This is a genomic window from Thermotoga profunda AZM34c06, assembly GCF_000828675.1.
In the GTDB taxonomy this organism is placed as follows: Bacteria; Thermotogota; Thermotogae; order Thermotogales; family DSM-5069; genus Pseudothermotoga_B; species Pseudothermotoga_B profunda.
Genome location: NZ_AP014510.1, coordinates 308,994 through 328,475, shown reverse-complemented (window position 1 = coordinate 328,475; position 19,482 = coordinate 308,994). Strand labels below are relative to the sequence as shown.

20 protein-coding genes and 2 tRNA genes are annotated in these 19,482 nt (G+C 38.2%); 8 read left to right on the top strand and 14 right to left on the bottom strand.

Going from position 1 to position 19,482, the window contains the following annotated elements; all coding sequences use genetic code 11:
* Positions 1–52: 52 nt before the first annotated feature.
* Both TSP02S_RS01515 and TSP02S_RS01510 read left to right on the top strand, forming a co-directional pair.
* A tRNA-Leu gene (locus tag TSP02S_RS01515) sits at positions 53–140 on the top strand.
* A gap of 38 nt (positions 141–178) precedes the next feature.
* Positions 179–255 (top strand) — tRNA-Met (locus TSP02S_RS01510).
* Between the two features lie 112 nt (positions 256–367).
* Here the strand turns inward: TSP02S_RS01510 and TSP02S_RS01505 are convergent.
* On the bottom strand, positions 368–1,003 hold the full coding sequence (locus TSP02S_RS01505) for an HAD family hydrolase (RefSeq protein ID WP_232503737.1): 636 nt from the start codon (positions 1,001–1,003) through the stop codon (positions 368–370).
* Between the two features lie 229 nt (positions 1,004–1,232).
* Between TSP02S_RS01505 and TSP02S_RS01500 the strand changes: the two genes are divergently transcribed.
* From TSP02S_RS01500 to TSP02S_RS01480, 5 genes are all read left to right on the top strand, one after another.
* Complete coding sequence (locus tag TSP02S_RS01500; RefSeq protein ID WP_041081360.1) at positions 1,233–2,273, top strand: GntR family transcriptional regulator; 1,041 nt, start codon at positions 1,233–1,235, stop codon at positions 2,271–2,273.
* Between the two features lie 158 nt (positions 2,274–2,431).
* On the top strand, positions 2,432–3,733 hold the full coding sequence (locus TSP02S_RS01495) for an ABC transporter substrate-binding protein (protein WP_041081358.1): 1,302 nt from the start codon (positions 2,432–2,434) through the stop codon (positions 3,731–3,733).
* A gap of 76 nt (positions 3,734–3,809) precedes the next feature.
* Positions 3,810–4,679: a carbohydrate ABC transporter permease gene (locus TSP02S_RS01490; protein ID WP_041081356.1), complete on the top strand. Its 870-nt coding sequence runs from the start codon at positions 3,810–3,812 to the stop codon at positions 4,677–4,679.
* A gap of 13 nt (positions 4,680–4,692) precedes the next feature.
* Positions 4,693–5,523 carry a carbohydrate ABC transporter permease gene (locus TSP02S_RS01485; protein ID WP_052465257.1) on the top strand — a complete coding sequence of 277 codons (831 nt, stop codon included), beginning with the start codon at positions 4,693–4,695 and terminating at the stop codon, positions 5,521–5,523.
* Between the two features lie 32 nt (positions 5,524–5,555).
* Complete coding sequence (locus tag TSP02S_RS01480) at positions 5,556–8,618, top strand: alpha-mannosidase (protein WP_041084005.1); 3,063 nt, start codon at positions 5,556–5,558, stop codon at positions 8,616–8,618.
* A gap of 34 nt (positions 8,619–8,652) precedes the next feature.
* On the opposite strand, the gene TSP02S_RS01475 is transcribed toward TSP02S_RS01480, so the two are convergent.
* From TSP02S_RS01475 to ffh, 10 genes are read right to left on the bottom strand one after another with little or no spacing between them, the layout of a single operon-like run.
* Positions 8,653–10,155: a clostripain-related cysteine peptidase gene (locus TSP02S_RS01475; RefSeq protein WP_052465256.1), complete on the bottom strand. Its 1,503-nt coding sequence runs from the start codon at positions 10,153–10,155 to the stop codon at positions 8,653–8,655.
* A 51-nt stretch (positions 10,156–10,206) separates the two neighbouring features.
* Positions 10,207–10,836 carry a uracil phosphoribosyltransferase gene (gene upp, locus TSP02S_RS01470; protein ID WP_041081354.1) on the bottom strand — a complete coding sequence of 210 codons (630 nt, stop codon included), beginning with the start codon at positions 10,834–10,836 and terminating at the stop codon, positions 10,207–10,209.
* Positions 10,837–10,875: 39 nt separating this feature from the next.
* Positions 10,876–11,733, bottom strand: coding sequence for a signal peptidase I (lepB, locus tag TSP02S_RS01465; RefSeq protein ID WP_041081352.1), 858 nt, complete (start codon positions 11,731–11,733; stop codon positions 10,876–10,878).
* Position 11,734: 1 nt separating this feature from the next.
* Complete coding sequence (rplS, locus tag TSP02S_RS01460) at positions 11,735–12,100, bottom strand: 50S ribosomal protein L19 (RefSeq protein WP_041081351.1); 366 nt, start codon at positions 12,098–12,100, stop codon at positions 11,735–11,737.
* Positions 12,097–12,672: an RNA methyltransferase gene (locus TSP02S_RS01455; protein ID WP_041081350.1), complete on the bottom strand. Its 576-nt coding sequence runs from the start codon at positions 12,670–12,672 to the stop codon at positions 12,097–12,099. Before TSP02S_RS01455 ends, rplS begins: the two co-directional genes overlap by 4 nt.
* Positions 12,662–13,402: a tRNA (guanosine(37)-N1)-methyltransferase TrmD gene (gene trmD, locus TSP02S_RS01450; RefSeq protein ID WP_041081349.1), complete on the bottom strand. Its 741-nt coding sequence runs from the start codon at positions 13,400–13,402 to the stop codon at positions 12,662–12,664. Before trmD ends, TSP02S_RS01455 begins: the two co-directional genes overlap by 11 nt.
* A complete protein-coding gene (gene rimM, locus TSP02S_RS01445) occupies positions 13,402–13,908 on the bottom strand; it encodes a ribosome maturation factor RimM (RefSeq protein WP_041081348.1) in 507 nt (168 codons plus the stop codon). Before rimM ends, trmD begins: the two co-directional genes overlap by 1 nt.
* A complete protein-coding gene (locus TSP02S_RS01440; protein WP_041081346.1) occupies positions 13,905–14,129 on the bottom strand; it encodes a KH domain-containing protein in 225 nt (74 codons plus the stop codon). Before TSP02S_RS01440 ends, rimM begins: the two co-directional genes overlap by 4 nt.
* Complete coding sequence (gene rpsP / locus TSP02S_RS01435) at positions 14,113–14,409, bottom strand: 30S ribosomal protein S16 (RefSeq protein ID WP_041081344.1); 297 nt, start codon at positions 14,407–14,409, stop codon at positions 14,113–14,115. The genes TSP02S_RS01440 and rpsP overlap by 17 nt, the downstream gene beginning before the upstream one ends.
* A 14-nt stretch (positions 14,410–14,423) precedes the next feature.
* Positions 14,424–15,725 carry a signal recognition particle protein gene (ffh, locus tag TSP02S_RS01430; protein ID WP_041081342.1) on the bottom strand — a complete coding sequence of 434 codons (1,302 nt, stop codon included), beginning with the start codon at positions 15,723–15,725 and terminating at the stop codon, positions 14,424–14,426.
* A 223-nt stretch (positions 15,726–15,948) separates the two neighbouring features.
* On the opposite strand from ffh, the gene TSP02S_RS01425 reads away from it, so the two are divergent.
* On the top strand, positions 15,949–16,917 hold the full coding sequence (locus TSP02S_RS01425; RefSeq protein ID WP_041081340.1) for a dipeptidase: 969 nt from the start codon (positions 15,949–15,951) through the stop codon (positions 16,915–16,917).
* Here TSP02S_RS01425 and TSP02S_RS01420 read toward each other — a convergent pair.
* From TSP02S_RS01420 to TSP02S_RS11010, 3 genes are read right to left on the bottom strand one after another with little or no spacing between them, the layout of a single operon-like run.
* Positions 16,914–17,684, bottom strand: coding sequence for an SDR family NAD(P)-dependent oxidoreductase (locus tag TSP02S_RS01420; RefSeq protein ID WP_041084003.1), 771 nt, complete (start codon positions 17,682–17,684; stop codon positions 16,914–16,916). The genes TSP02S_RS01425 and TSP02S_RS01420 overlap by 4 nt on opposite strands.
* A 17-nt stretch (positions 17,685–17,701) precedes the next feature.
* Positions 17,702–19,276 carry a bifunctional aspartate carbamoyltransferase catalytic subunit/aspartate carbamoyltransferase regulatory subunit gene (locus TSP02S_RS01415; RefSeq protein ID WP_041081338.1) on the bottom strand — a complete coding sequence of 525 codons (1,575 nt, stop codon included), beginning with the start codon at positions 19,274–19,276 and terminating at the stop codon, positions 17,702–17,704.
* A 27-nt stretch (positions 19,277–19,303) separates the two neighbouring features.
* Positions 19,304–19,441, bottom strand: a complete 138-nt coding sequence (locus tag TSP02S_RS11010) for a hypothetical protein (protein WP_171816298.1) — start codon at positions 19,439–19,441, stop codon at positions 19,304–19,306.
* Positions 19,442–19,482: the final 41 nt, after the last annotated feature.

Below are 19,482 nucleotides of genomic sequence, written 5' to 3'. Positions count from 1 at the left end.
TTATCGCAAAACTTGACAACAAACTCAGTTAATGGTAAACTGATTCTTGGTCGCCGGGGTGGCGGAATAGGCAGACGCTGCGGACTTAAAATCCGCTGGAGGGAGCCTCCGTGTCGGTTCGAGTCCGATCCCCGGCACCAGATGGAGATAAAAAATGATCTCTTGAAGATATATGCGTTGCGGGGTGGAGCAGTCTGGCAGCTCGTTGGGCTCATAACCCAAAGGTCGCAGGTTCAAATCCTGCCCCCGCTACCAGATATTGTAACGTTGGATAAGCACATAACAATAAAAGGGATATCAACGATATCCCTTTTATTTTTTGCTTTTCAACCAATGAAATTGCACACCCTCTTGCAATCAAATAGAACTATACCCTGTTTATTATCTTGAATAATTTTTCACTCAATTCATCGCTTTTTGGAAGATGTAATGTTTTAAAACCCAAATTCTGGGCAATCTGGATATTTTCAAATTTGTCATCTATGAAAAGACTCTGTTGTGGAACGATTTTGTATTTGTTGATCAATTCCAGATATATTTTCTCCTCTGGTTTGATAGAATGAACATAAGCTGAAACAACTATTCCATCGAAGATTTTGAAAAATTCAAAATCCCTATATATCATCTCAAAATTGTCCTTACCAAAATTCGACAAAACGAACAACCTGAAACCTTTATCTTTAAGTATGGGAAGTAGCCTCACGTTCTCTTGGATAGGTTTAAGCAGTCTTGGTACTTCTTTTTTGAGTGAAAGTATATATTGCTTATACTCAACGAGAATTTGCAATTTTCTTTCCCAAAATTCTTCTTGACTGATACTTCCTCTATCTATCTCTTGCCAATCTGGATGTTCAAATATCTCCGCGTTCAAATGGTCCGCAACCTCTTTGGGAAAATTTTTCAACATAAACTCATAAGGTCCCCAACTCACCAGAACTCTTCCAAGATCAAATACAATATTCTTCAGCACGGTCTTTCTCCTTTCATTGTTTTTCAAAACCATTGAATCATTAAAAGGTTGAAAAAACAAGAATTTGAGATTACCATTATTGATATGGCAGACAACCTCAGATGAACCGAATAGGGATTGATCTGTATTGTTTTCAAAGAAGAAGAACTCAGTATAATAAATGTGTTAAGTTTAAATCTCGTAAGTTTATCTACGAACTATTGCAAATCACTGCTCATCTGATAAAACAGGATAGAGACTCTGATCGGCGAGGAGGAAGCGAATGAAACCTGCTTATTCATTGATAATGGATTACGTGAAAAACAAGATACTATCGAAAGAACTAAAACCAGGAGATAAGGTCCCATCCGAGAATGAATTGGCGAAAATATTCAATGTCAGTAGATTAACCGCAAGAAAAGCTTTAGAGAATTTGGAATATGAAAGCATGGTGACCAGAATCCAAGGTTTAGGAACATTTGTAGCATCCGCTCAGGAACCTTTGAAGGGTAGAAGAATAGGAGTTTTGATAACAAATTACCAAGACACTCGTGCTTCGATGCTGTTTGGTATTGTAAGAACCCTTCAGAAATTCTCAATGGATGTTATTCCATTTAATTTAGACGCATTTCTTGCCAATCCATTTCATGAAGAAAAAATGCTAAGAGAACTTTTGAAACTCGGGATAAAGGGTTTGATAATAGAGCCACGTATAACCTCTCTTTCAGATACCTTGCTGTTGAATCTGATTAAAGAAAACTTCCCCGTTGTTTTTGTAGACAGAATGATAGAAGGATTTCCTCAAGTCCCTGTTGTCTTTTCTGACAATAGAAACGGGGGACAGTTGATAGGTAAGCACATGAAGAAGCATCATGTAAAGAATGTCCTTTTTGTCACAGAAGAATCTTTTGATGTCTCCAGTGTTAAGGAAAGATTTGAAGGAGTGAGAGATGAAATCACAGAAACTACATGGAAGATGATAGGTGATTTCGATAAAGATTTTGAAGTCGTTACTGAGATGGTCAAAAAAGAAGACATACAAGCTGTATTTTTCTGCAATGACTATCTTGCCATTCGGGGTATTACATATCTTAGAGAATATGGAAAAGGCATTCCTGAGGATATCGCTGTCTATGGTTTCGATAATCTAAGAGCAAGCATCTATGTCCATCCTCGTCTCACCACCGTTCATCAGGATTTTCAGGCAATGGGTGAATTAGCCGCGTTGCAATTAGTCAAAATTTTCTTGGGAGAATCTTTCAAATTTGAAGAGAGAATACCAGTGAGTTTGGTAGTTAGAGAATCTTGTGGTTGTAACAAGTAGTAGTACCGAGCATTTCTTTGTTTTTACTTGTATATACAAGTATAATCAGGTATAACTGGTAAAAATTAGTTGATATAGCATACAAGATAATTTGACATATCTTAAAAACCAATGTAGTATTTTGCCGTTGAAACTCAACTCTTGATGGAGGTGAAACCATGAAGCGGTTGTTTGTGGCTCTTCTTCTAAGTCTTGCAATTTGTCTTTTGGGGGAAGTAGTTGAAATCACTTTCTGGCACAATATGACCAACCCTGTAGAAAGAGAAAGTATAGCTGGAGCTGTAGCAGAGTTTAGCAAGACACATCCAAATATCAAAGTGAATATCGTTATTGTGCCAGGATCAGAAACTGAGATTACAAAACTCATGACAGCTGTTGCCGGTGGAACAGGTCCTGACGTCTACTATCTTGATCGTTTTACCGTTGCGCAAAGAGCTGCGTATGGGGTACTTGAACCATTAGAAGACTATCTTGTTCAACTTGGCTATGATGCTATTAAACTGAAAGGAGAGTTCTTCAACTTTGCAATCGAGGAATGTCAATGGAACAATAAAATATGGGCATTACCATGGGATACCGACAACAGAGCTCTGTATTACAACAAGAAACTCTTCAAAGAAGCCGGCTTGGATCCAGACAAACCTCCTGTAACACTGAAAGAATTAGAAACTTATGCCGAAAAACTCACCAAAAAAACTGCAGGAAGGTATACCCAAGTTGGTTTCATACCATGGGCATTTCAAGGATGGCATTATACATGGGGTTGGGCTTTTGGAGGAAATTTCTACGACACTCAAAGCCAGAAACTCATATTCGCTGATGATCCAAGAATTGTGAAAGCTTTCGAATGGCTTGGAGAATGGGCAAAGAAATACAATATAAAGGAATTAGAAGCCTTTGTCTCTTCATTTGGAATGAGTTTCTCAGGAGCAAGTATAGGTGGAGCTGAACCGATAAACCCATTCTTAGCCGGAAAGCTCGCAATGGTAGTTGATGGAAACTGGTTATTAGCTCAGATAAAACAATTGGCTCCGAAAGATTTCGAGTTTGGTATAGCTCCAATACCGGCTCCTGAGTATGGTGAGAAAAACAGTACTTGGGCTGGTGGATGGTCACTCGTCATACCAAAAGGAGCAAAACATCCAAAAGAAGCCGCAGAATTTATCTATTACATGGCAACTAAAGGACAGATAAAATACGCCGCTGATACTCAGCATCTTCCTACTTTGAGAGAGGCCGTTCCAGGACTTTTGAAAGTTTCTCCACCAGAACAGAAGATTTTCGCCGATCTTTTACCAACAGCTCATGTAAGACCCGTTATCCCTGTAGGAGCTTTACTTTGGGATGAACTTACGAATGCAATGCAGGCAGTTATCTATGGTGAAAAAAGTGCAACTGAAGCATTGAAAACCGCACAAGAAAAAGTGCAGAAAGAACTTGATAAATGGTTGACAAAATGAAAAAATAATTATCATCCACAGCCACTCTTTTGACAAGAGTGGCTGCTTTTGTTATACATTCAGGAGGGCAAATATCATGAAAAAGCATAAACAATTTTTCACAGCAATGTTTTTTGTTCTACCAGGGATAATTGGCCTTTTGGTTTTCAGAATATATCCAATTCTTGCTTCTTTCTTTTTCAGCTTCACTGAATATCATATAACCTTGCCACCAAAATGGGTGGGATTGGAAAATTTCAAAGAGCTGTTTCACGACCCTCTTTTCATAAAAAGTCTTCAGAATACGTTCGTGTATTTTATTGGCTTGGTACCGGTTGGTTTAGTAGTAGGGATCTTACTCGCTCTCTTGCTTGTGAAGGATTTCAAAGGAGTGAGTTTTTTTAGAGCAGTTATGTACATGCCATCTGTCGTCCCTATCTATGCATTTGCCGTGGTTGCTTTGAATTTCTTTAATCCATATCTGGGACTTGTAAATGGTTTTCTTGCAAAACTTGGTGTACCAGGTCCCCTATGGACTGCAGATGACAAACTTGTCAAACTCACAATAATTCTTATTGCGCAGTGGGGAGCAGGTCAACAAGCAATGATACTCATGGCAGCAATGAAAGATATTCCAAAGGAATTTTATGAAAGCGCATTAATAGATGGGGCAAACAAATGGCAAATTTTCAAAAAGATAACCTTGCCATTGATAACTCCAGCTATTCTCTATTATTTCATCACTTCGTCTATATTAGCACTTCAGTTCTTCGAATTACCCCAAATTATGTTTGGAGGAGGACCAAATAATGCCAGTTTATCAATAGCAATCTATTTGTATAGACATGCCTTTAGATATGGAAATATGGGATATGCATCTGCAATGGCGTGGTTTATATTCCTGATCTCTTTAGGGGTATGTATCCTTTATTTTAGAACCTCAAAGAAATGGGTCTTTTACAGTTGAGGAGGGAATTTTGGTGAACAAAAAATTCAGTATACAAGCACTCCTTCATGCAATATTTTTAATTCTAATCACCATAATCTATATGGCACCTTTTTTCTGGATGATTTCTACTTCTCTAAAACCAAATTACGAACTTTATGAATTTCCTCCAAAATTGATCCCATCAATTGCTGAGTTTACTAATTATTCAAAAGCTTTGCAGAGATTTCCTTTCTTTATATATTTCAGAAATAGTTTAATAATAGCAGGTGGTGCTGTTTTAGGTGTTTTGATCTCTTGTCCTCTTGTGGCATATGGCCTATCTATTTTGAGATGGAAGGGTAGGGAGATTGTCTTTTACGCAATCTTGGCAACTATCATGCTACCAAACGCTGTTACATTGATACCAACTTTTTTGATCTTCAGCAGATTGAACATGGTTAACACTTTCTGGCCTCTGATTTTGCCATCTTTTTTTGGACATCCATTTTATATCTTTCTCATTCGCCAGTTTTTTCTCACACTTCCACGCGATCTATTTGAAGCTGCTAAAATAGATGGAGCTTCAGAGTTTCAAACATATTTCAAGATAGCTCTTCCACTAATCAAACCCACCCTTGTAATAGTCGGACTTTTTCAGTTCATAGCCTCCTGGAATGACTATCTTGGACCTTTGATATATTTAACAAATGAGAAAAAATACCCCTTAGCCCTTGGATTACCACAATTTTTAGATAGATATGGTACCCTCTGGAATCAGATGATGGCAGCTGCAACCATAGCTGTTATTCCTACATTGATTTTCTTCATCTTTGCACAAAAACATCTTTTGGAAAGTATAAAATTCACAGGGTTAAAAGGTTGAAAGATTCAAAAACAAACAAGGAGGAATTGATTGTGAAGAAAAAGCAAAACTTCTACAGACTTCTTAAAAACGTTTCAGAGATTCTTCCTTACACAATTTTGGAACAAAGGTCTCTTAATATCTGGTATTTCACCAACGGTCCACTTGAAGAAAGACCAGCGGGTTATGAAAAGAACGTCACCTTCCCATTTAAATGGGATTTTGAAAAGGCACCAGTTTGGTTTATGAAAGATTTAGAACCCATTTCACATCAAGAAGGTCAGAGAATTTACCTGAGATTCTGGTTTGGTGGGGAAAGTCTCATATTAGTGGATGGAAAACCTTACGGTGAAATAAACGAATACCACAGATTGCTCAATATTACACCACTCTGTGATGGAAAAACTCACCGCGTGGAAGCACAGGTAATGCCAAGAGGCCTATTCGGTAAACCACAAGAACCAGTTTTTTCGGAAGCTTTCCTACTCATTATCGATGAAGAAATCTCAGAAATATTAAAAACAGTGGAAATTACCATAAGGACAGCAAATATCTTGGAAGAACCTGTATCAAAAAAACTTTTTGATATCTGCGATGAATTTCTCTCAAACGTATGGGTACCAAGAGATACAAAAACATATCTCGAAACTGTCCAACAAGACATAGGAGTTAAAGGAGATATTGAAAACATCTGGAACGCACCAAAATTCGAAGAATTCACGGGGATAAAATTGAAAAAAGAATTCAAAGAACAACTGATTAATAGATACACAATCTTCAAAAACAAACTTGAAAAACTCAAGAAAGAGCATCCTCCTGTTGGAACAGTTCATCTTGTTGGTCATTCACATATAGATTATGCCTGGTTGTGGCCGGTAGAGGAAACAAAGCGAAAAATTGCAAGAACATTTGCAAACGCAGTTATGCTATCAAAAATGTTCCCAGAATTTGTTTTCTCTCAATCTTCCGCTCAGATGTATCAAGATTTGAAGGAAAAATATCCTGAGCTATTTGAAACTGTGAAAGAACTTGTAAAACAAAACAGATGGGAACCAGCAGGCGGTATGTGGGTAGAGTCAGATTGCAATATCCCGACCGTTGAATCTCTGATAAGACAATTCTATTACGGTCAGAAATTCTTTGAAAAAGAATTTGGAAGGAAAAGCAAAGTTTGCTGGTTACCCGATGTATTTGGCTTTTCATGGGTATTACCACAGATTCTCAAGCAAGCTGGCATAGAGTACTTTGTCACAACAAAATTGAACTGGAATGATACCAACGAATTTCCTTATGATCTTTGCATCTGGCGTGGAATAGACGGCTCCAAGGTTTTGTATTGCAGTTTCAACAATCCCAATGAAGGTTACAATGGCAAGATAGACCCAGATACAATCTATGAGACATGGAAAAATTTCAGGCAGAAAGAGCTGACAGATAGAGTCCTCCTCTCATTTGGTTATGGTGATGGCGGCGGAGGTCCGACAGAAGAGATGTTGCAAAATTATCGTATTTTAAAAGAATTTCCAAATCTCCCAAAACTCGAAATTCAAAGCGTTGAAAGATATTTTGAATCATTGGAACTTCAGAAAAATCTCCCAGTCTGGGACAACGAGCTCTATCTTGAATGCCATAGAGGAACCTATACTTCCCAATCTCGTACAAAAAAACTTCACAAACAAGCCGAAGACGCACTTTATGCAACAGAGATTATTTCAATTTTTTCTAAACGAAATTATTCCAAGGAACTCGACGAACTCTGGAAGATAGTTTTGAGAAACGAATTTCACGATATTCTCCCAGGTTCTGCTATCAAAGAAGTATATGAAAAGACCGAGAAAGAGCTCTCACAAGTGGTAAACAAGGCAGAAGAGTTTCTAAGAGAAACATTAGATTCTGTTAGAAAAAATGATAATAACGTCATATCTATCATAAACCTATCATCTTTCCCGAAAAAGACTGTTTTCTTTCTAAATAAAGGTATCAATTTACATTTTAAAGGAAAGGAAATTGATTTTCAAAGAACACACGATGGAAGATATATCTACCTTTTGGATAGTGAAATAGAGCCCTTCACGAAAATGGAGTTCGAAGTGAAAGATCAGAAATCCAAGTTCTTAGAGAGAGACAACAGTCTCTCCATGGAAAACGAATACTTAAGTGTACAGATAAGTGACAACGGTACTGTACAGATATACGACAAAGAAATGGAAAGATTCGCATTCCAAGGAGAAGGAAATATTCTGAAAATGCACAAGAACATTCCCGCTTACTGGGATAACTGGGATATCACAGATGGCGTAGAAAAGACTGGTTTTTCCTTGAAAGCCTCAAGAATAGAAAAACTTGAATCAGGTCCAGTCAGAGAAGTGGTGAGAGTAGAATACGAAGCAGAAGGTAGCAAAATCATCCAAGATTATATACTCATGAAGAACTCAAGAAGACTGGATATCAATACCATCATCGATTGGCACACGAGACGAGCGTTGCTGAAAGCCTACTTTCCCGTGAATGTTCTAACAAGAAAGGCTCGATTTGATATCTCAGGAGGTTTTATAGAAAGATCCACACACAGAAACACCAACTACGAAAAAGCACGTTTTGAAGTATCAGCACACAGATGGGTTGATCTATCCCAAACTGATTTTGGCGTTGCCATTATCACAGATTCAAAATATGGTTATGGTATCAAAGATAATCTCGTGTCAATATCCTTGATAAAGGCAGGTATATTCCCAGACTTCTTTTCCGATGAAGGTTCACACGAATTCACTTATTCTGTATACGTTCACCCTTATGATGATATCAAGGCTGTTGTAAAGGAATCAGAAGATTTAAATAAACCCATCCTCGTTAATCCTGGAATCTTAGAAATACCATCACAAATTGTGAAAATCACACCAAGTAATTTCAAAATAACCTCGTTTAGAAAAAACGAAGATGGAGATTTAGTCTTGAGATTGGTAGAAGTTCTTGGCACATCTGGTAAACTGAAAATCGAAATACCGTGGTTCAAAAAGGACATCTTTTTGAGTAACATACTCGAAGAACAAAAACAAAAAATCAAGTTACCATTTGATTTTCAACCATTTAAGATCTACACATTTTTATTCGCATGATTGAGCAATTAAGAGGGGTTGATCCCCTCTTTTTTTAATTCAACCAACTTTGCAAAAAATCATCCCATTTGAGGTTTTTGAACAAAAGCGTGCTGTAGTCATTAATATAGCTGTTGAAAATATTGGTGTTTTTCGGCGTAAAGATGCTCACGGGATTGGAGATTGTACGACCTGTTTTTTCGACATATTCATAAACTACAAGTTCTTCCAGATATTCTTGAATCTGTCGCGCGTAATTTTGAACATCAGAATCATTGATATACAATTCCATAAGATATGCACAATCGTTGAGATCGACTAAAACAGGATAGTAGACATTATTCTGATCTTTCAGATAATAATATACAGTCAGATCTTGATAGAAACTGTGAATCGTGCTTCTGATACTGCTATTCATTATGTTGAACAGTCTCGATCCCAGAAGGCTTATATAAAGGGTTGTGGATTCAACCTTACTCATGTCATAGACTGCCAAGCTGAGACCTTCACTTTCCAAAGAACTGTTGCCATCGTAATATTGCCTATAGGCATCCACTATCTTTTCACCGACATCCAGTGTATCGTCAGTGGAAGTTATTTGGTTTAGAAAACTGTAGTTGTATCCATCACCTGGCACACTAAAACTTGATGCAACTACATAGTCGACAAGACCTTTTAATTCATACAAAACTTCTATTGATCCCATCAAACATGCATCCATACCAAGAAGATTTATCTCAGGACCAGTGTAAGATTCCAAAACTTCTCGAAGCTCTGCTACAGAGATTGAACTTCCAGATGTGTCATCATAACAGATAGCTTTTGGAGTGTATGTGGCTGATAGGCTCTTACTATCTCCAACCCATGCACTACCATGGTCCCACAAGATCAAGGCGCGGTAAGATGATTCATACTCACCGAATATGGAACCCATCCATTCCAATAACTTATCTGGATCTCCAGAGTTAAGATCTTGATCGAATGTATAAATCTTTTTCTGTTCACCGAATTCGTCAAGAAAGTATGCCGCATCTGGATTCTTTCTACCGTCAAAAAAGGTTATGACAGACACATTAGCATTGGCATTTTTCATCTCTTCAAGATCATTCAAACCATAATTTTCTAAATTATTATCCGCGCACATCCAGACCATGAACAGCCAATTTGGTTTTACAAATCTCACGGTGAACTCTGTTTTTATCGATGGATTGTCAACCACATAGGCATTGAACTGCCAAGTTATTTCTTTTGATGAAAATACAGAAACTGTCACAGTCCCATTTTTGTCTGTTACAAAAGTCTCTTTTCCAGTCAATGGATCTTTGAAACTCTCCCATTGACTATCTTCTTTGTACATTATCTTGATCTGCGTATCTGAAATAGGTACACCACTCTGAGTGGTCAATTTTATTTCTATATAACCCACACGTCCCACAGTTTTCGTTTGGTCTGTTGATTTTATTACCCAGTTTGATGAATAAAGATCAGTGCATCCTACTGAGATTAAGATCAAAATAATAAGGCAGACGATCAATAAAGCCCTTGAAAATCTTTTCAAGAAAATCACTCCTTGAGTTTGTATTTCTCAAGTATAGTACATCAAATGAATTCATTTTGTTCTGTACAGCCTATCTCCCGCATCACCTAAACCCGGCAAAATATAACCGTGGTCATTCAATTGTCTGTCTAAACATGCGGTATAGATTGGTACATCGGGACAGTTAACGCTGAATTGTTGAACACCTTCAGGTGCAGCGATGAGCGAAACAAAAATGATATTTCTCGCTCCTCTTTCTTTAAGAATCTTTACAGCATGTACACCCGAAAAACCTGTTGCGAGCATTGGATCAAGCACAAAAACCGCAGAGGTTTCATTCAACGAAGGCAATTTACAGTAATACTCAACTGGCCTGAGCGTCTTTGGATCTCTGTAAACACCAATATGACCAACAGAGGCATTCGGCAAAAGTTCCAGTATACTATCCACCATCCCAAGTCCGGCACGAAGTATTGGCACAATTACAATCTTCTTATCTTCAATTGCATAACCTGTGGTTTTTTCAAGAGGTGTTTCGATTTCAAATTGAAGTGTTTCTATATTTCTTGTTGCCTCATAAGCTAAAAGAAAAGTTATTTCTCTCAAAAGCTCACGAAATTCCTTTGGTCCTGTAGATTTGTTTCTCATTATTGTCAATTTGTGTTTTATGAGTGGATGATCCACAACATGAAGATTATCCATGCACATTCCTCCCAAAACAAAAATAAAAGGGGAGTAATATTATCTCCCCTGTACAGGCCCAAATTCTTTCAAAGGCCAGATACGCAATATAGGCCTTCCTATCACATGATCTTTTGGAACAAATCCAAAATATCTACTGTCAAAACTGTCTTTTGTATTATCACCCATGAAAAAATAAAAACCATCTGGTATTTCTACTTCTACACCGTCGGCTGTTTTACGTACGTACTTGGATAAATCGATGCCTTTGTAGATTTCATCATAAGTTTTGTCAAACGGCACACCCAAGGGAACTGGGTACATACCACCCACTACAGAAAAAACCAGATTTGCCAAGTACGAATCCTGCCGTGCTAAATTTTGCAGGTACGATTTGTACTCAGTTGGCTTATTTCTAAGGCGACTTGCCTCTATAAAGAGGTTAATAAGCTGAGGATATCCAAAGATTCCTTCTGGTGAGTAAGTTCTTTCTTCAAAACCATCTGGAATCTTGCCATTGACATACAGATAGTATTTACCATCCTCATGGATCTTCAACTGTATTACATCTCCACCTTTTGCAACAAGCCTCTTTACGTATTTTACATGTCCCTTGAATCGAGCCGGCGCAAAAAGATCCATGAACTTGTCAAATAAACGAAGCATCGTTTGAGCACGCTCATCAATGAAAGGAGACCAAAAGACAACAATATCACCGATCTCTGGCTCTCTTGCTGTGTAAGTGATCTTCTCTATAAATAATCTATCACCTATGTTTATAGTTGGTATCATCGAACCAGTTGGAACAAGCATCGTCTCAAAAACAAACAGCCTTATTATCGTGGCTGCGACAACAGCATAGAGCAGGGCTTTACCCCACTCTATTGCCTCTTTTTTCAAGCTCCTTTTGGGAGGCATCTTACTCCTTGGACTCCTTTTCCTTGCGTTCTTTGAGTTTCAACTTACCCTTGATATTCCTGATATAGTACAGTTTTGCACGTCTTGAGAGAGCCTTTCTCACCACTTCAACCTTTTCAACAACAGGTGCATGATATGGAAAAGTCCTCTCCACTCCAACTCCACCACTTGCAATTTTTCTAACGGTGAAGGTCTTACCCAAACCAGATCCTCTTATGCTTATGACTATGCCCTCAAAAACCTGTATTCTTTCCTTGCCTCCTTCAACAACTTTTACATGAACTCTCACTGTATCTCCTGGTCTGAAATCTGGAAGTTGTTTGTATTGATCTTTTTCAATTATCCTAACAAGATTGTCCATGCTCATAGCTGTCCCTCCTTTTCTCCTATAAGTCTATCAATGATTATGGCCGCAGCCGCTCTGACTGAAAGGTGATTATAATCAGAACCAGCCCTTATGGGTTCAAGTGCATAATCACAACTCTGCAATACCTCATTCGCCAAACCCCAGCTGGTGCCAAATAAAATCAAAACCGGCCTTTCAGTTTTTCTAATCAAATTCCTTGCCTGATCATAACTCAAAGAATTTTCTCTCTTTCTCGCAGATGTGAAAAACTTTAAAGGCTCCATACCGGTCTCTTTTTTTATCGATTCAACTACGTCTTCAAGATATGATTTTATTTCAACAAGTTCAAGAGCCTGTGTTCTGCTGAAGTTTCTTTCTCTGCCATAACTGTCTATCCAATATTTGAGTACTGTTTTGACCACTTCCTGTTGAGCGCGAAGATTTGTCACTATGTAATATTTCTTCAAATTATAAGTTCTGGCAGTTCTTGCAATGTCGTGTACATCGAGGTTTGTAACAGCACTTGAGACAATTTTACCATCTTTCCCCAACACAGGATAATGTATCAATGCAACTCGAACATCACTGAGCATTACTTGTCAACTCCCTTATGAGCCAGATCAAAGCCTTCTTCTCTTGTTCAGAGAAATCTCTTTTCAAAAAAAGATCTGGCCTACGCAGCGCAGTTCTTTTTAGACTTTCAGCAACCCTGTACAGCTCTATTTTCTCATGATCACCACTCAAAAGAACTTGTGGAACCTTTATCCCTGCGAATTCCGCCGGACGTGTGTAATGAGGATAATCTAATAATTCATTGTAAAAGGAATCTCGCTTGACAGAATCTTCCTCAACCACATTCGGCACAAATCTGCTTACAGCATCACAGATGACCATTGCGGCAAGTTCTCCTCCACTCAGAACATAATCTCCTATCGATATTTCGGTATCAACGATCTTCATCACTCTTTCATCGACACCTTCGTATCTACCACAAAAAATCAAGATATTTTCTTTTTGCGATAATTCTTTCGCCATTCTGTTGTCAAACTTAATTCCTTGTGGTGATGTGAGAATTGTGAAAGGTTTTCCATATCTCTCAGTGCAGTAATCGTGAATACCAAAAAACGGCTCTGGCTTCATGACCATTCCAGGACCTCCACCATAGGGATAATCGTCTACAACTCTGTGCTTGTCTTTTGTAAAATCTCTGAAGTTCAAGACTTCTATTTGCAGTACTCTATTTTTTACAGCCTGCCCTATGACACCATATTCTCTAACTGCACTGACCATCTCTGGAAAGATCGTTGCTATCACAATTCTCATTAAATCCACTCCGGCATCTTCACAATCAATTGTCTCTGCCTTTGAAATTCCAAAATGTAGTCGTGTATCATTGGCAACAAAATCTCTACATTTTTGTTTTTCACAACCAATACTTCGTTTGAACCCGTAGCGATCACGTCACATACCTTCCCAAGAAAATTACCGTTTTGATCAAGAACATCTACATCGAGGATCTCATAGTAATAGTATTCATCTGGCGAACTCAATCTCGGTAGATCTTCGATTTTCATGACTACTTCTAATCCTACAATCTTTTTTGCATTCTCTTCGCTGTCAATACCAGAAAACTTCACCACAAATGTCTTGCCGGTTCTTTTGATATCTTCTACTTCGAGTTTGTAAAGTTCATTATGAATTTCATCGTGTATGAAGACCTCTTTAAAGTTATCAAAGACCTCGAGCACATTTGTCATAGGTTGAACTTTGACATTTCCCAACAATCCATGGGTTTTTGTGATCTTACCAATAGCCACGTAATCTCTCACCTTATCACCCTTAGAGTGAAGTTTTCATCATCAAAGAGTGCCGCGAGCAAAACTTTCAGAGACTTGATTGTCCTTCCATCTTTTCCAATAACTTGTCCAACGTCTTCTTCATTCACAACGATCTCGACTACTCTGTTATCATTCTCATTGAATTCAACCACGACAACATCCTCAGGGTGTTTCACAATACCTTTGAGAATGTACTCAACCAATTCCTTCATCACTTTTCTCCTTTTTCGCGTATTTAATCTGATGAACTTTTGCAAGAACTCCGGCTTTACTCAAGATGTTCGAAACTGTTTCACTTGGTTGTGCACCTTTCAAGATCCACTCAACAGCTTTTTCAACATTCACATCGATCTGAGCAGGTTCTCTCAAAGGATTGTAGTAACCGAGTGATTCAATATAAGCACCATCACGCTTTTTCCTTGAATCCACCACCACAATTCTGTAAAAGGGCATGTGTCTTTTTCCCATTCGTGTTAATCTTATCCTTACCACCTTTACACCTCCTGTCATATTTTGAACGGAAGCTTTAGCTTCCCATGCTTCATTTTCTTCATGAGTTCCTTCATTTCTTCATAAGATTTGAGCAACTTGTTCACCTCTTGCACAGTCGTACCACTTCCTTTTGCAATTCGAATCTTTCTACTGGCGTTGAGAATCTTTGGATTTCTCCTTTCTTCTGGTGTCATGGAATTTATGATCGCTTCGGTACGTTTGAGTTGTTTTTCGCTGTTTTCAAGATCTACCTTTGGTGCACCTGGCAACATCTCTATCAACGATGAAAGTGGTCCGAGCTTTTTCATCTCTTTCAATTGTTCTTGAAAATCTTCAAGTGTGAACTCGGCTTGAAGCATCTTCTTACCCATCGTTTCCATCTTTTCTTTATCGAGTTCTCTTTCTGCCTTTTCAATCAATGTGAGCACATCACCCATACCAAGTATTCTCGCTGCCACTCTATCTGGATAGAATTGCTCAAATGCATCTATCTTTTCCCCGACACCAATAAATTTCACAGGTTTTCCCGTGATATGACTTATTGAAAGAATGACGCCACCACGGGCATCGCCATCCATCTTTGTGACAATAAACCCCGTGAGATCTAATCTCTTGTTAAACTCCGTGGCAGAGTTAACTGCATCTTGACCTATCATTGCATCGACTACCATTAAAATTTCATCGGGATTGGACATCTGTTTTATCTGTTCCAGCTCGTTCATCATCTCTTCGTCTATGTGAAGCCTACCAGCAGTGTCAAGGACAACAACATTGTATTGAGAATTCTTCGCATACTCGAGAGCCTCTCTCACTATCTTCACGGGATTTTTCTTATCGCCGACAAAAACATTTATCTGAATCGATTTTCCAAGTTTTTCGAGTTGGTCTATCGCCGCTGGTCTGTAAACATCCGCAGCCACGAGTAGGACATTACGCCCAGATTTTCTCAAATAATTGGCGAGCTTTGCGGCTGTTGTGGTTTTTCCACTTCCTTGAAGTCCAACGAGCATGATCACAGAAGGATGGTGTTTCAAATTCAAAGATGCCGAAGATTTTCCCATTATATTTATCAATTCATCACGAACTATCTTGATAAACTGTTGATCTGGAGTGAAACTCTTTAAAACTTCTTCTCCAAGTGCCTTTGCTTTCACAGAATCTATAAATTCTTTCACAACCTTGAAATTCACATCAGCTTCAAGCAGAGACAATTTGACTTGCCTCACTGCTTCGTTTATATTTCTTTCTGTCAACCTTCCCTGACCCGTTAAAGACCTAAAGACCTTTGACAGTTTTTCTTGAAGATTTTCAAACACAGCAAACACCTCTTTTGAATGTTATCGTATAGACGTAAAGAAATCAATTAAAAACAAATCACGCAAGAAACAGCTTACCCACTTTTATATTACACTTGTGTTTCTATAATTAGGTGAGTTATCTAAAACAACATATTCAAGTAATAAATTAATAACTAAATTCAGAGAAACCTTTTATCGATAGACGTGATATCATTAGCTTATTGAAGAACGGGGTGAAACTGTGAAAACTTTTGATACTCACACAGATATATGGTACGATGTTTCTCTCAAAAAAGAGAAAGGAAAAAATGATGTCCTAAGAACCTATCATTTACCGAGATTAAAATCTGGCAATGTGTGGGGTATAAATGCCGCTGTGTGGACAAATCCCAAGATTGAGAATCCCATGGATAAATTTCTTCAGATGCTCGGTGCAAGGTCTGAACAAATAAAATTGATGAACCACGAAGATTTTGTTTTTGCACAGACTCATACACAAATTGTTGACGCACTGAAAAATGACAAAGTCGCGGTAATTTCAAGCATAGAAGGTCTAATTGGCATAGGAAAAAATATAGATTTCATTGTGACACTCTACGAACTCGGTTTTAGGATAATGAGCCTGACATGGAACGAAGTTAACGATCTTGCAGCAGGTTGTGGATGCGATGATGCCTCAAAGGGTTTGAACGATCTTGGAAAAGAAGCAATAAAGATCATGGAAAAACTCGGGATAATCCTCGATATATCCCATTTGAGTGAAAAAAGTTTCTGGGATGTGATTAAGATCGTTCAAAAACCTGTGATTGCAACCCATTCTAATGTTTTTTCACTGTGCCCAGTTCCAAGAAATCTCAAAGATGAACAGATAAAGGTAATAGCCCAAGCCGGTGGTTTGATAGGCATCAGTGCATTACCACAGATTGTAGATCGTGAAAATCCAACGATAGAAAAAGTAATTGAACACATAACTTATGTTGCCAACTTGGTTGGTATCGATCATATCTGTCTTGGTTTTGATTTCTCCGACTATCTTAAGACGGATGAATCACTCAAAAACACTGTCCAAAAACAAACAACAGGGCTGGAGGATACCACCAAAGTACCAGCCCTTATCGAGTTATTGGAGAAAAATGGTTTCACACAAAAAGAGATTGAAAAAATATCGTGGTACAATTTTTTCAATTTTCTGAAAGACAATCTTGGCTAACCGCCAAGAACCTTGGCAATGAATCTGTCTGGCATGAGTTTTTTGCCAACAAAAACGATGAATCTATTCTTCAAGCCAGGAGTGTACACGATCGAACCCTTCTCAAATGCCCTGAGTGCACCTATGGCAACTTCATTTGGTTTCATTCTATTTCCAAATCGCTGTATACTTTGTTGTCTAAAAGCCCTTTCAAAGAACCTTGTTTCTGTTGGTCCTGGTGATACACACATCACATGAACATTGTATCTTTTCAATTCAGCCCAAAGGGCAAGTGAAAAATTATACACATAAGCCTTAGTTGCAGCATAAGCACTGAAATATGGCAAGGGTATATGCCCAGCGACCGAAGAGATGTTTATTATTCCGCCAGATCTCCTTTCGATCATTTTCTTCGCAAAGACATGGCTGAGGGTGGTTAAAGTCTTGATATTGAGTTCAATCATCTTTTCTATCTCATCTAAAGCAAGCTCTGTGAATTCTCCATAGAGGCCAAAACCTGCGTTGTTGATCAACAAATCGACCTGGTACTTCGAAAGATCTTTGATCAAAGAATCAACATCCTCTTTTTTTGAAAGGTCAGCTGGATAAATCACAAATTCGACATTTGAAGATTCTCTCACCTTGTTAGCAACTTCTTTCAATCTATTATGATCTCTTCCTACAGCGATTATGTTCAAAGCACTCTTCGAAAGTTCAATTGCAAATTCTCTTCCAATTCCCGATGACGCACCAGTGATCAAAGCCCATTTGAAGTCTTTTAAAGCCATCACATCACTCCCAAGTGTCATATTACCCATATCTCACTGTACTCATGTGGTGTCTCACAATATTCACAGACAAGTTTATCCCCAATCCTCACAAAAGACGCGCCTACATTTTCACCGTTCTTTGGATGGGTTATACAATTTTCATTTTTACACCTGATTTCATCAAAATTGTATATCTTGGGGGGTAATTTGATTCTATATTTTTCTTTCACCGAGGCATCTTTTATGATGTTCACAGTTGTGTTAGGGGCAATAGCAGCCAGCTTTTTTATCTCTTTTTTGGTCAAATATCTATCTGGTAGACTGATATAACCCTTGTAACTTCCATCGGCAGACTTAAAGATACCATCGGCACTATCGCAATCATAAAGCTTCAGAATTCTTCTGATCTTCACAACTGTGTTGAAAACCTCTTCGGTACTCTTCCCTTTTGCTATATGATCGATCACCGTTCCATTCTCAATGGGTTTGATGCCACGTTTTCCCTCTTTTGCAACACCTTTTGTTCCATGAACTATCTGGGCTGGTATGATGAATTCATACTCATCTTCCTCCATTGGCGTTTTTTCTGGTTCATCACATTCCATTGTGATAGCTCCACCAAGCATTGATAATAAAACAACTCTTATCCAGAAACCATTTCTCGCTTGTGTTTCCCAACCATTAAGAGATAGTTCGTCCAGAAAAGTTGGTATTTCTGGATTGATCTTCGGTCTTGGCAATGGATGGTAGAATTTTGTTCCCTCTTTAACCTTATCAATCATATCCTTCCTAAAGGTCACAGCCTTTCTCAATACATGTTCTTTCTCGAGAATATCTTCTCCCATTCTTTCCAGTTGTAATCTGGTGAAATACCATGTTCTTGCGATATTTGAGCTTGAGAGATATTCATCTATCGAGAAGTATTTTCTCACTTCAAACCCATTCGACTTCATCTTCTCAACATAGTGTTCAGGCATCTGAATTTCTTCAGGAGCAATGAGATCTACCTCGACATTTTTGAAAATTTTCAAACCATCCACCTTGGAATGAACCGTTCTACCGTGTAGCAGGTCGCCTATCAAGGCGATTTTGATATATGAATTGTCAAAATTATTCTGTTCAAGAAAGGTGAATTCATCTAAAAGTTCTTGTGTGGGATGTTCATGTCTTCCATCTCCGCCGTTTATGAATGCCGGTTTATCAATGCCGTGTCTATGTGCAAACTCACCTACTTTTCTCTCTAAAAGTCGTGGGACGCCCTCTAATCTCGTTCTAACAATGAAAATCGAGTAGTCACCATAACTTGTGAGCATGTTAAAGGTATCAACATAGCTCTCATTTTTGTTGAAGGAAGAGTGTTCTGCATCAAAGATATTCACATGAGCGTTTTTGTGAAACCTCGCCGCGTTTATAAAAGACTCCTTTGTTCTTGTACTGGGTTCGACAAAAACAATGTAGATATTCACAGGGTCTTTGATCTGAAACTCATCAAGATCTTCTTTGTTCAGCCATTTTTGTTTTAATTCCTTGGCTTTTTCATAAAGAAAGAGTTGTTCACTTACGGAGAAATCTCTTATCAAAGCAAGAGTCCTACCACGAAAGTTTTTCATACCAACACCTCCATAAAATAAAAAAGGTCAGCTTTTGCTGACCTTTTTATAAATATTCAACTTTGAGAAAAACAACCTACCCTTGCAATCACATGCACTGAGAAATAGCTTTTTGATTTTACTACCCAAAGGCGATATCTGAACTATCTTTTTGGGAATTCTCATATTCGATACTTAGCCTATCCCATTCACAGAGAAAAGTCAAT